The organism is Pseudomonas sp. FP1742 (assembly GCF_030687145.1).
Classification (GTDB): Bacteria; Pseudomonadota; Gammaproteobacteria; order Pseudomonadales; family Pseudomonadaceae; genus Aquipseudomonas; species Aquipseudomonas frederiksbergensis_D.
In genome coordinates, this window is record NZ_CP117460.1 from 2,156,621 (window position 1) to 2,168,760 (window position 12,140).

Sequence of the window (12,140 nt, forward strand, 5' to 3'; positions counted from 1 at the left end):
GCCTGCGTTCGGCTGCGAAGCAGTCGTAAAACCAGAGATTACGGTGTGTCAGGCAGACCGAGTCAGTCGGATTCACGACTGCTTCGCAGCCGAACGCAGGCTTCGCCAGCTGCTACAGATCGCGTTACGACTTAACTGACTGACATTAACCATGGGGCTGGCGATCAGAGCTGTTTGCCGAGCAACGCGATGAAGCGGTCGACTTCAGCTTCGTTGTTGAGCAGCCCCGGCGCCGTGCGAATCACCGGGCCCACGTCGCGCTCCACGGCATCGGCGATCACGCGGTTCTGCATCAGCCAGGCGGCGATCTTGTCGCTGCTTTGGCCCTTGACCCGGAAGAAGCTGAAACCCGATGACAGCTCGGGACTCAGGGGTGTGACCAGTTCGATCTGCGGGTGCGCTTGCAGGCGTTTTTTCATATAGCTGTTCAGCGCATGGATACGCGCCTGAACATCGGCCTTGCCCCATTGCAAATGCAGCTTGAAGGCTTCGTTCAGTGCCCAGCGGTGCTCGAACGAGTGGTAGCCGCCCGGTGTCATGGTGGTGGAGAACGCCGTGGCTTCGGAGAAGGTCGGGATGATTGGCGTGACGTATTTGACCTGTTCACTGCGGCTGCAAACGATGCCGGTGCCACGGGGGCCGAACAGCCATTTGTGGGTGCCGGCGATGAAGAAGTCGCAGTTCATGGCGGGAAAACTCAAGTCCTCGACACCAAAGCCGTGCACGCCGTCGACCAGGTAAATAATGCGGTCGTGGTCGGCGCGATTGCGGTTGTGCTTGTCCACCAGCGCGCCGATGTCAGCGATCGGCAGTTTCACGCCACTGCCGGAGTGCACCCAGGTCATGCCGAGCACACGGGTTTGCGGTTTGATGTTCTGCTCGATCGAGGCCAGGATCTCCGCTTTGGAGACCGTCTGCGGATCCTTGAATAACCTGATCTTGCGCACCCGGGTGCCGTCCCGTTGGGTGCGCAGATCGAGAATGGTGTGGGTCGCGTAGTGCTCGTGGGCGGTGGTGAGGATTTCCTGGTCGGGGCGTACATGAACGCCGCCGTAAATCATCGCCAGGCCTTCGGTGGTGCTGCCGGTCAAGGCGATCTGTCTGGCATTGGCTTGCAGGTAACGGCCGGCCCAGACACGCACCTCTTCTTCACGCTGCTCGATCACGCCCAGGTCCCAGTCCATCGCCAACCCGGGGTTTTTATCGAGGGCGGCACGGTGCATCTCGATCGCTTCACGCACAGGCTTGGGGTGCGAGGTGATCAGGAAATTGGAGAAATGCAGGTAATCCGGATCCTGGTCGAACAGCTGCCGCAGTTGTGCCCATTTGTCCCCAGGCAGCGAGGGCACTGGCGTGGCGTTGGCGACGTTGTCCAGGCCGGCAGTCAACGGCAGGCCGGCGGCGAGGATTCCGGCCTGTTTCAGAAAGGTGCGACGATCGCTCATGGTGTGCTCGTGCCTTGTTGTGAAATCAGCGCTGGCTTGGCGGCTTTCTGCACCTGATCCCAGACTCGCAGGAAGTTGCCGCCCCAGAGCTTGGCGATGTCTGCTTCGGAGTAGCCGCGCGAGATCAGTTCCGCCGTGACATTGCGAATGTCACCGACGTTTTCCCAGCCTTTGACGCCGCCCCCTTCGTTGAAGTCGGAGCTGATGCCGACATGGTCAACGCCGATTTTGCGCACCGTGTAATCGATGGCGTCGCCGAGGTTCTTGAGGCTGGCTTTGGGTTCTTCTTCGAGAATCGCGTAGAGACGGCTGGCGTACTGGCCGAATTTTTTCTCGGGCCAGGCAGCGATGACCGGATCGCCCGGCATCAATGCCATGGCGAGGTTCGGCAGGGGCGGCAGGTCGAACGCTTTGCGCAGTTCGTTGAGTTTGTCCTGGGTGGTCTGGGTCAGCGGGCGCAGGTATTGGGAGAAACCGACCACCTGCACCACGCCACCGCTGTTCTTGATCAGCTGCATTTCCTTGTCGCTGAGATTGCGCGGGATATCGACCATCGCTCGCGGCGCCGAGTGCGAGGCGACCATCGGTGTGCGGCTCAATTGCGCGACTTGCTCCAGGGCCTTGGTCGACATTTGCGACACGTCGATGATCACGCCCAGATCATTCAAGCGATGTACCGCTTGCTTGCCCAGGTCCGAGAGGCCGTCGAGGGCATCCGGCGAATCGTTGAAGAACGGCAAGGGGCGCGAGGAGTCGGCCCAGTCGTTATTGCCGATATAGCTGAAGCCGAACATGCGCATGCCGCGTGCCGTCCACAGGTCCAGCAGGTTCAGGTCGTGGCCCAGCGGGTAGGCATTGAGCATGCTGATGAAAATCGCGAACTTGCCTTCGCCGTGCAAACGACGGAAATCGTCGGGGGTGTAGGCAATGGCGACCTGATTGGGAAAGTCGCGGACCATCCCGGAAATAATCTTGTAGCGGATCTCCTGTTGGTTGCGCGCCTCTTCGACAAAACCGGCGGTGGGCTTGTGCGGCGCGTTGGCGCCATTCCACAGTTCCGGCCAGCCGAAAATCGTCAGGGCCGCGCCGGACAGGCGTCCGCGGTTGGCCTTGACCAGGTCGAACTGGCCCTCGCCATCCTTGTCGGCTTCATTGCCCTGGGTGCCGAAGTTCTGCATCAGGCTGATGTGGCTATCGAAGGAGAGCATGCGCTCGTGCAACTCGTCGGCCTGTTGCATGACCTTGATCGGGTAACCGGGGTTGTCCTTGAACCCGTAATACCAGACTGCGAAGCCCGCGCCGGCGCTGATCGCCAGGGCCAGCGGCAGGCCGATGTAAAGAGCCTTTTTCGAACGTGGTTTTGTCATTGCCATCTCTGTCAGGTTCGCCGCCCCGGTGCAGGCGCAGGGGCCTTTGCTATCTGGGAGGAACGAGTGGCTGGCAGGGAAATTTAGGTGGCCTTGCGGGCCTCTTCGCGAGCAAGCCCGCTCCCACAGGTATTGCGCTGTCCTTGTGGGAGCGGGCTTGCTCGCGAAGCTTTTAAATTTGTAGAGGCAACAAACGTTCTAGCTTGGATAAAGCCTGCTTCATGGCTGACACAGGTAGGGCAATGACGATTTCTCGACGATGGTTCATGGCAGGCCTGGCGCTGACTGGCGCTGCCGTGCCTGCGGCTTATTATGGGCATCGCGAATGGACGAAGCCGGACCCGACGATTACCCCCGGCGAGGCGACCGTCGACCTGGCGGACACTGCGGGTCAGCAGTTGGCCAACTCGCTGCGCGGCATCTGGGATATCCGCTTCGAAGGTTCGCAAGCGGGCCTCGACGGTTTACCGCAGCACGGGCTGGAGCTGTTTCTCGACATCGCCCAGCGCGGCCGTGGCCTGCGTGGCTGCCTCGATACCGCGCAGCAGTTACGCGGTGAAGCCGAGCCGCGTTACCGGGTGATCGGCGACCTGGTGTCGCCGGACGCCAGCCAGCTGTACTGGCGCCTGATCGATCGGCAATCGGCCAACGGCGCGCCGGCTTATGAGCTGGCGGTCACGCTCGATGAGGTCTGGGCCGATTTCGGCAATGCCGGCAGTGGCACCCTCAGCGGGCGGATCCTGCGTCTGGATCGCCCGCTCGGTTTGCTGGAACTGGACAATCGCTTTGTCGCGCGCAAACGGCTGTTTCCCGAAGCCCGTGAGCGTGTGGGGTTGAATCCGCCGTTGCTGGCGTGGCTGATTTCCCCCGAGCACCGCTTGTTCCACCAGCTCTGGCACGCCACGCGGGACAAATGGCACAAACTCTCTATGGACCAACAAGGTGCCTTGCGCGGCATCGGCTGGCAGCCGGGCCCACGGGGTAACGAGCGCGATGCCCGGGGGCCGCGCAAAGACCGTAATGGTTCGGGAATCGACTTTTTCTTCATGCACCGGCACATGCTCGGCACGGCGCGTTCGATGCAGGACCTGCCGTCCTGGTCGAGCTTTCCGATGCCGCAGCCGGAGCTTGAGCGCGACCGTCAGGGCTTCGCCCGCTATTTCGACAATCACGATGGCACGGCGCTGCCGCCCACCTGGCTGGCCGCCGAAGACACCGAGTACACCCAGTGGGTCAGCGACATCAAGACTGCCGAGACCTACCACAGCAATTTTCAGGTATGGGAATCCCGTTACCGCGACCCGCGTTATCTGTCGAAGTTGACCCTGGGGCAGTTCGGTTCGGAAATCGAACTGGGCTTGCACGACTGGCTGCACATGCGCTGGGCCTCGGTGCCACGGGATCCTTCCAACGGTCAGCCGGTGCCTTTCGCCCGGGATCCGGCGGACTTTTCCGCGCGTTGGTATGCGCCGGAAAACGACTTCCTCGGTGACCCGTTTTCATCCCACGTGAACCCGGTGTTCTGGCACTTCCATGGCTGGATCGACGATCGCCTGGAAGACTGGTTCCGCGCCCACGAGCGTTTTCATCCGGGGGAAGTCAGTCGGCTTGAGGTCAACGGCGTGCCCTGGTTCGCCCCGGGGCGCTGGGTTGAAGTCGATGATCCATGGCTCGGCCCGAGCACCCACGGTTGCAGCACCACGCCGGGATTGCAGGTCGGCAAATCGGTGGAAATGGACCCGGAAACCATGAAGCTGGCGCTGCGCATCACCTTCGGCACTGACGAAAAGAAACTCGCGGATTTGTTCCGGCGGGTGCCGCAACGGCCATGGTATGCGCGGAATCTGAAGGTCAAGCCGATTACCCGTTAAGACCACGTTATCGTTCATTCGCGAGCAAGCCCGCTCCCACATTTAATCTTCAGCGAACTTAGAATGTGTGTTCGACGCCGATCAAATGTGGGAGCGGGCTTGCTCGCGAAAGCGGTTTAACGGTCACCACTGTTACAACGCCTGCCACCCCCCACCCAACGCCTTGTACAACGCGATGCTCGCCTGCAACCGCGACAACCGCAGTTGCACATTCGCATCCTGCGCCGCATACAGTGTGCGCTGTGTCTCCAGCACCGTCAGCCAATCCTCGGCCCCAGCCTGATAGCGGCTTTGCGCAATGTTGAACGCGGCCTGGGCCTGGTCCAGCTCTTCGCGTTGCCATTGCCGCTGCTCATCCAGGCCGCGAATGCTGTTGAGGGCTTTTTCGACGTCGGCAAAGCCATTGATGATCGCGCCTCGGTAGGCTTCCAGCAGTTCTTGTTGCCGGGCCGTGGCCTTGTCGCGCTCGGCGCCGAGGCGGCCGTTATTGAAGATCGGCGCGACCAGCCCGGCGGTGAGGTTGTAGAACGGGCTGCGCAGAATATCGTTGGCCGTGTTGGCGCCCGAGCCGATGCTGGCGCTCAGGGTCACGGCGGGCAACATGGCCGCGCGTGCGACCGTGACGTTGGCCTGGGCGGCGGCCAGTTGCGCTTCGGCGCGGGCGATGTCCGGGCGGCGGCTGAGCAGTTCGCTGGGCAATCCGGCATCGATGGCAGGCCATTGCAGTTGATCGAAGGATTCGTGGCTGGGCGGCAGTTGCTGGACCGGTCGGCCGAGCAGGGCGGCGAGGCTGATCCGGGCGTCCTCGGCTTGCTGGCGAATCAGCGGCAGTTGCCGTTGTTGCGCCGCCACCAGGCTTTTCTGTTGAGCCAGTTCCAGTGCGGTGGCCGAGCCTGAGTCGAAACGGGTCTGCACCAGTTTCAAAACGTTCTGTGCGTTGGCCAGGTTCAGCGCGGCAATGCGACTTTGTTCATCCAGCGACAAGGCTTGCGCGTAGCTGTTGGCCACGCCGCTGAGCAAGGTCAATTCGACCGTGGCCTGATCGAACTCGCTGGCGCGCAGCCCGAATTGCGCATTGTCCCGGGACGCGCGTTTGCCGCCCCAGAAGTCGATTTCGTAACTGGCGCTGAGGTTGGCGTCAAAGTAGTCCACGGCCTTGTTGCTGCTGTCGGCATCGAGTTGGCTATAGCCGTCGCCGCGCAGCAATTTCTGGCGGTTGGCGTTCATGCCGGCCTTGATCTCCGGCAACTGCGAGCCGCCGGCAATCACTGTGTCGGCCCGGGCCTGGTGCACCCGAGCGATGGCGGCGGCCAGGTCATAACTGCCGACGCGGGCCTGTTCGATCAAGCGATCAAGCTGCGGGCTGCCGAACTGCGTCCACCATTGCCGACTCGTCCGGGAGGCGCTTTCATCGTATGGCGATTGCCAGGCCGACGGTGGTTGAATGCCGCTGTCCGGGCGCGGAGCCGGGTGGCTGCAGGCGCCGAGCAGCAGGCAAAGGGTCAACAGGCTCAGTTGCGGTTTCATAGATCGATCATTCACTGGTAAGGGCCGTGACCGGGTCGAGCCGGGCAGCTTTGCGGGCCGGCATGAAGCCGAAGACAACGCCGGTGATCAGTGCGCAGGCGAAGGCGCCGATGACCGCCGCCAGGGAAAAGGCCACCGCGACTTTGCTGAGCACCAATACGCCGCCGACGATCAGCGCCAAGGCGATGCCGGCGATCCCGCCGACCACCGAGAGCATCACCGCTTCAGTGAGGAACTGGCGCAAAATGTCGCGCTGACGGGCGCCGGTGGCCATGCGGATACCGATCTCGCGGGTCCGTTCGCGCACGGTCATGAGCATGATGTTCATCACGCCGATGCCGCCCACCAGCAGCGAGATCGCCGCAATCGAACCGAGCATCAGCGACAGCGTATTTTGCGTGCGCGCCTCGGCCTGAATCATCGCGGCATTGTTGGTCAGTTCGAAATCGTGTTTGCCGTTGTGCAGGCGCAGCATCAACTGCTCGATGGCCTTTTCGGTCTCTTTGACCTTGCGCGCATCGGCTGCGGCAATGGCCACGTATTCGGGGTTGTGGGTGCCGAACAGCCGGACACTGGCCGCCGAGTAGGGCACGGCAATCCGGTTGTCGCTGTCGGAGTCGCCGGAGCTGGCGCCTTTTTCTGCGAGCACACCGACGACCTGAAAGGGCACGTTTTCGATCAAGATGTATTGGCCGATGGGGTTGGCAACATCCTTGAGCAACTTGGTGCGCACCTTGTGACCGATCACCGCGACCGCTGCGGCGTTGCGCTCATCGGCCTCAGTGAAGTAACTGCCCTCGACCACCGGCCAGTTGAAGATCGCCGGAAAGTTGGTGTCGTTGCCGCCGACGTAGCTCAGATGGTCGAGGTTGCCGAAGCGCACCCCGGCTTCGGCGCCGTTGACCGGCATGATTCGCATGACTTGCGGCAAACTGGCCAGCGCCGCGACGTCATCCAGGGTCACGATACCGGGCGGCGTGCGCGGGTTGGGGGCGGAGCCGCTGAGGTAAATGATGTTCGAACCGAACGCGCCCATCTGCGCCATGACCTGACGCTTGCTGCCTTCGCCGACCGCCAGCATCACCACCACCGAGGCGACGCCGATGATGATCCCCAGCAGCGTCAGGGCGGTGCGGAAGCGGTTGATCCACATCACCCGCCAGGCCGCGTGCATGGCATCCACCAATTCGCCTTTCCAGGCACCGGTGGCTTCGCTGCCTTCGCTCAGCCGCTTGCGCAAATCCACCGCTTGCAACGCACCGGGATTGGCCGAGGCCTGCACGGCGGGGTTGTCGCGGGCGCTGTCGCTGATGATCAGGCCGTCACGGATTTCGATCACGCGTTTGGCCCGCGCCGCCACGTCGCGGTCGTGGGTGATGAGGATCACCACATGGCCCTGGCTCGCCAGTTCGTCGAGCAGCGCCATGACCTCGGCGCCGCTGTGGCTGTCGAGGGCGCCGGTGGGTTCGTCGGCGAGGATGATGTGGCCGCCATTCATTAATGCGCGAGCGATGGACACCCGTTGCTGCTGACCACCGGAGAGCTGGTGCGGACGGTTGCCGGTGCGTGAAGCCAGGCCGAGGCGGTCGAGCAGGGCGGCGGCGCGGGCGTGGCGTTCGGCCGCTGGGGTGCCGGCATAGATCGCCGGCATCTCGACGTTTTCCTGGGCCGAGCCGGACGGAATCAGGTGATACCCCTGAAACACGAAACCGAAGGCCTCGCGGCGCAGCCAGGCCAGTTCATCGCTGTCGAGTGCTGCGACGTTTTCGCCGGCGAACCGATATTCGCCGGACGTGGGCCGGTCGAGGCAGCCGAGGATGTTCATCAGCGTCGATTTGCCGGAGCCGGAAGCGCCGACGATCGCTACGAACTCCCCGGCGTGGATCGACAGGTCGATGCCGCGCAACACATGAACTTCAGGCGCGTCGCCGCCGCCGTAGGATTTACGAATGTCCTGCAGGTCGATCAGGGGCGTTTGCATTCAGTCTCCGCTGCCGTCGGCGGGGCCGATCAACAGGTGATCGCCTTCGGCCAGTCCGTCGAGGATCTGCACCTTCAGGCGATCGCTGATGCCGGTGCGCACGGTCCTTTGCTCGATGTCACCGTTTTGGGCAACGACCCGAGCCGTTTGACGGTCGGCCAACGGGCCATCCTGCAAGGCCGCGATCGGCGCGGTCAGGACGTTTTTTGCCTGATGGGAGACGAAAAATACTTGGGTGGTCATTTCCGCCATTAATGCGTTGTCGGCGTTGTCGACGTCCAGCAGCACCGTGTACAGCACCACGCGACCCGTGCCGCTTTTATTGGAACTGGCCGGGCTGCCACCGCCCTGGCTGGCCTGGTCCAGCGGTTTGGGCGGTATCGGCAAAATCTGCCGCACCGTGCTGCTCCAGCGCCGGTTACCGCCGCTGAGCGTGGTGAACCAGGCGCTCATGCCGGGTCTGACGTGACCGATGTCAGCCTCCGAGACCTCGGCCCAGACCGTCATCGGCGACAGTTTGGCGATGCGCAGGATCAGCGGCGTTTGCTGCTGCGCGTTGAGGGTCTGGCCTTCGCGGGCATCGAGGGCCACGACCGTTCCGCTCATCGGTGCGTAAATGCGCGTATAGCCGAGTTCGGCCTGATCGCTGCGCAGACTGGCCTGGGCCTGACGGATCTGCGCCTCGAACATGTCGATGCGCGCCTGGGTGGTGCGCAGTTCGGCCTGGGCCGTTTGCACATCTTCGTCCCGTGTCGCGCCGCCGGCGGCGAGGTTCTGTTGACGCTGATATTTCTGCCGGGCCAGGTCGTGCTGTGCCCGTTGCTCCTGCAGCTGCGCCTTGAGGTTGTCGATCGAGAAACGTCCGGCGTCGAGTTTTGCTTGTTGCGTGGACGGGTCTATTTCCACCAGCAACTGGCCTTCCTTGACCACGTCACCGACTTCCACATGGATCTTGTGGATCTGCCCGGAGGCCTGGGCGCCGACATCGACATAGCGTCGCGGCTGCAGGGTTCCCAGCGCCGTGACGCTGCTTTCGATGTCGCCGCGCGCGACCTGGACCGTGGCGAACCGATCACGACCGGGCGGCAAAACCTGCCAGGCCGCGACGGCGATAACGGGGATCAGACAAAGGGCTACAAGCAGGGCGCGTCGGGTGTGACGGGGACGTTTCATGCAGGGTTCCGGCCAATGGGATTCGGCCCGTCGTTCAGTGGGCGCGCAATATCTGCCGACGGCTGAACGCTGTCGGAGGACCGACAGACACGGGGAGCTGTCCTGTAGACGAGGGAAGGGGCGGGGAATTTAAGCGTTGAGGCTTTGAGTCACAGACAAAGTTATAGGTATAGGACAGCACTATTTAGCAGGCAAATAGAAACAGCACTTTAAATCTATATGAGAATTACTATAAATTACACACTCGAAATCGCCATCATCGTGCCACTGCCTGCCTGCCTGGCGGTCGCGGATCTGGCTCAAGGATAGAAACCGCCCCCCGTGCGGCCGGGAGTCATGTTGGAAAACTACTATCGCGAGCTGGTGTGTTTCCTGAACGCCAAGCTAGGCAACCGCCAGGTGGCCGAAGATGTGGTGCATGACGCGTATCTGCGGGTGCTGGAGCGTTCCAGCGACACGCCGATCGAGCAACCCCGGGCGTTCCTTTATCGCACCGCGCTCAACCTGGTGATCGACGATCACCGTCGCAATGTCTTGCGTCAGGTCGAACCCCTGGAGGTGCTCGACAGCGAAGAGCGCTACTTCATCCCATCGCCCCACAACAGCCTCGATCATGGTCAGCGCCTGGACATGCTGCAGCGCGCGCTGGCGGAATTGCCACGGCTGTGTCGCGAGAGTTTCCTGCTGCGCAAGATCGAAGGCCTGTCCCACCCGCAAATCGCCGAGCACCTGGGTATTTCCAAGGCGCTGGTGGAAAAGCACATCGTCAACGCCATGAAGCATTGCCGCATGCGCATGCGCCAGTGGGACGTCGCTTGAGTCGGCCTCGTTAAATTTTTTTTCATTGTCCTCGTTCCTATTCAACAGACGATCTGCCGCCGCAAAAGGCCGGTCAGGTCACCCAGGCTTTATCCCCGCAGCTGCGGGGTTTATCCAGAGGACACTGGAAATGACACAGGCAATTGCATCGCCCATCGTTCACGACCTGATCGGCGTCGGTTTCGGCCCTTCCAACCTGGCCCTGGCCATCGCCCTGCAAGAGCGCGGGCCGAGCCAGGGCGAGCTGGATGTGCTGTTTCTCGACAAGCAGGCGGACTACCGCTGGCACGGCAATACCCTGGTCACCCAGAGCGAACTGCAGATCTCGTTTCTCAAGGATCTGGTGACCCTGCGCAACCCGACCAGTCCGTACTCCTTCGTCAATTACCTCAAGCATCATGGTCGTCTGGTGGACTTCATCAACCTCGGCACCTTCTATCCGTGCCGCATGGAGTACAACGACTACCTGCGCTGGGTCGCCGGGCAATTCACCGGGCAGAGCCGCTACGGCGAGGAAGTGCTGACCATCGAGCCGGTGCTGCACAACCAGCAGGTCGAGGCGCTGCGGGTGATCTCGCGGGACACTCAGGGGTTGCAGCATGTGCGCACCACCCGTTCGGTGGTGGTCAGCGCCGGCGGTACACCGCGCATTCCCGAAGCGTTCAAGGCACTGAAGGATGACGGTCGGGTGTTCCACCATTCCCAGTACCTGGAGCGCATGGCCAGGCAACCGTGCGTGAACAACCAACCGATGAACATCGCAATCATCGGCGGTGGGCAGAGCGCGGCGGAGGCCTTCATCGACCTCAACGACAGCTTCCCGACGGTGCAGGTGGACATGATCCTGCGCGGCTCGGCCCTGAAGCCGGCCGATGACAGCCCCTTCGTCAACGAAGTGTTCTCGCCGGAATTCACCGACCTGGTGTTCCAGCAGGCCAGCAGCGAACGCGAGCGTCTGGTCAACGAGTACCACAACACCAACTATTCGGTGGTGGACATCGACCTGATCGAACGTATCTACGGGATTTTCTACCGGCAGAAAGTCTCGGGCGTCGCGCGCCATGCGTTCCGTACCCTGACCACCGTCGAAAAAGCCACCGCCACCGAGCACGGTATCGAATTGACGGTGCGCAATAATGCTACCGGTGAAGTCACGGTTCGGCGTTACGACGCCGTGGTACTGGCCACCGGTTACGAGCGGCAGATGCACCGCAAACTGTTGGCGCCGCTGGAGCAATACCTCGGCGATTTTGAGGTCGATCGCAACTACAGGCTGATCACCGACGAGCGCTGCAAGGCCGGGATCTACATGCAGGGTTTCTGCCAGGCCAGCCACGGCTTGAGCGACACCTTGCTGTCGATCCTGCCGATCCGCGCCGATGAAATTGCCGGCTCGTTGTATGACCATGGCAAATCCCGTGGCCGATCGGTGAGGGACGTGTTGTTGGCAACTGCCAGCTGAGATTTTCGGCGTCTGTTAAGCCGCTTTCGCGAGCAAGCCCGCTCCCACATTTAACCTGTGTTTGCAGGACTAATGTGGGAGCGGGCTTGCTCGCGAAAGGGCCGAAAGAACACCAAAAATCCTGAAAGCTGAACCCTTCCTGAAGAACCCCGCGATTCCCCCCACAACACCCCTGCGCAGCGTTTACTCTCTGGAAATCGCGGCGTAAGCTTCGCGCGTTTTCATCAATTAGCGGAGACCCACAGTGGGTACTTGTTCGAGTGACAGTTGTCGGCCGGTCTCGGTAACCGGCATTTTCCCGGCAAGATAACGCGCAGCCTTTTGTGCCGTTGTCTCGCCGTAAAGCGAGCAGCGGCATCCCGATCGTGGCCGGTTCCGGCCCGACTCCCGACGTCTCTCTCATCGACGCTGAACAGCGTGTGATGTTCGACCCCGTGTCGTCATCGCAGCGCCTCGACTCGCCTGCTCGACGGTTTCCCGGCTGACCCTGGGGGG

At 62.1% G+C, this 12,140-nt stretch carries 8 protein-coding genes; 3 read left to right on the forward strand and 5 right to left on the reverse strand.

The features are described 5' to 3' along the window. Positions 1-164: 164 nt before the first annotated feature. Positions 165-1,445, reverse strand: coding sequence for an aminotransferase class V-fold PLP-dependent enzyme (locus tag PSH64_RS09580; RefSeq protein ID WP_305480527.1), 1,281 nt, complete (start codon positions 1,443-1,445; stop codon positions 165-167). Next, entirely contained in the window at positions 1,442-2,812 is a 1,371-nt protein-coding gene (pvdM, locus tag PSH64_RS09585; protein ID WP_305480528.1) for a pyoverdine-tailoring dipeptidase-like protein PvdM, read from the reverse strand. The genes PSH64_RS09580 and pvdM overlap by 4 nt, the downstream gene beginning before the upstream one ends. Before the next feature lie 242 nt (positions 2,813-3,054). Between pvdM and PSH64_RS09590 the strand changes: the two genes are divergently transcribed. Then, complete coding sequence (locus tag PSH64_RS09590; protein ID WP_305480529.1) at positions 3,055-4,683, forward strand: PvdJ/PvdD/PvdP-like protein; 1,629 nt, start codon at positions 3,055-3,057, stop codon at positions 4,681-4,683. Between the two features lie 132 nt (positions 4,684-4,815). Here PSH64_RS09590 and PSH64_RS09595 read toward each other — a convergent pair whose 3' ends face one another. From PSH64_RS09595 to PSH64_RS09605, 3 genes are read right to left on the reverse strand one after another with little or no spacing between them, the layout of a single operon-like run. After that, the gene (locus tag PSH64_RS09595) at positions 4,816-6,210 is read right to left on the reverse strand and encodes an efflux transporter outer membrane subunit (RefSeq protein ID WP_305480530.1); all 1,395 of its coding nucleotides are present in this window, start codon (positions 6,208-6,210) and stop codon (positions 4,816-4,818) included. Positions 6,211-6,217: 7 nt separating this feature from the next. Continuing rightward, positions 6,218-8,191: a MacB family efflux pump subunit gene (locus tag PSH64_RS09600; protein ID WP_305480531.1), complete on the reverse strand. Its 1,974-nt coding sequence runs from the start codon at positions 8,189-8,191 to the stop codon at positions 6,218-6,220. Beyond that, entirely contained in the window at positions 8,192-9,364 is a 1,173-nt protein-coding gene (locus PSH64_RS09605; protein ID WP_305480532.1) for an efflux RND transporter periplasmic adaptor subunit, read from the reverse strand. Positions 9,365-9,700: 336 nt separating this feature from the next. On the opposite strand from PSH64_RS09605, the gene PSH64_RS09610 reads away from it, so the two are divergent. Then, positions 9,701-10,183, forward strand: a complete 483-nt coding sequence (locus tag PSH64_RS09610) for a sigma-70 family RNA polymerase sigma factor (RefSeq protein ID WP_105344256.1) — start codon at positions 9,701-9,703, stop codon at positions 10,181-10,183. A 130-nt stretch (positions 10,184-10,313) separates the two neighbouring features. After that, positions 10,314-11,645 (forward strand): lysine N(6)-hydroxylase/L-ornithine N(5)-oxygenase family protein, encoded by a 1,332-nt coding sequence (locus tag PSH64_RS09615; RefSeq protein ID WP_305480533.1) that lies wholly within the window; start codon positions 10,314-10,316, stop codon positions 11,643-11,645. The last annotated feature ends 495 nt before the right edge of the window (positions 11,646-12,140 follow it).

What these genes read in the sequence shown, in the direction of transcription:
- PSH64_RS09580 (WP_305480527.1), bottom strand. Translation starts at nt 1,445, where the DNA reads ATGAGCGATCGTCGCACCTTTCTGAAACAGGCCGGAATCCTCGCCGCC.
- pvdM (WP_305480528.1), bottom strand. Translation starts at nt 2,812, where the DNA reads ATGACAAAACCACGTTCGAAAAAGGCTCTTTACATCGGCCTGCCGCTG.
- PSH64_RS09590 (WP_305480529.1), top strand. Translation starts at nt 3,055, where the DNA reads ATGACGATTTCTCGACGATGGTTCATGGCAGGCCTGGCGCTGACTGGC.
- PSH64_RS09595 (WP_305480530.1), bottom strand. Translation starts at nt 6,210, where the DNA reads ATGAAACCGCAACTGAGCCTGTTGACCCTTTGCCTGCTGCTCGGCGCC.
- PSH64_RS09600 (WP_305480531.1), bottom strand. Translation starts at nt 8,191, where the DNA reads ATGCAAACGCCCCTGATCGACCTGCAGGACATTCGTAAATCCTACGGC.
- PSH64_RS09605 (WP_305480532.1), bottom strand. Translation starts at nt 9,364, where the DNA reads ATGAAACGTCCCCGTCACACCCGACGCGCCCTGCTTGTAGCCCTTTGT.
- PSH64_RS09610 (WP_105344256.1), top strand. Translation starts at nt 9,701, where the DNA reads ATGTTGGAAAACTACTATCGCGAGCTGGTGTGTTTCCTGAACGCCAAG.
- PSH64_RS09615 (WP_305480533.1), top strand. Translation starts at nt 10,314, where the DNA reads ATGACACAGGCAATTGCATCGCCCATCGTTCACGACCTGATCGGCGTC.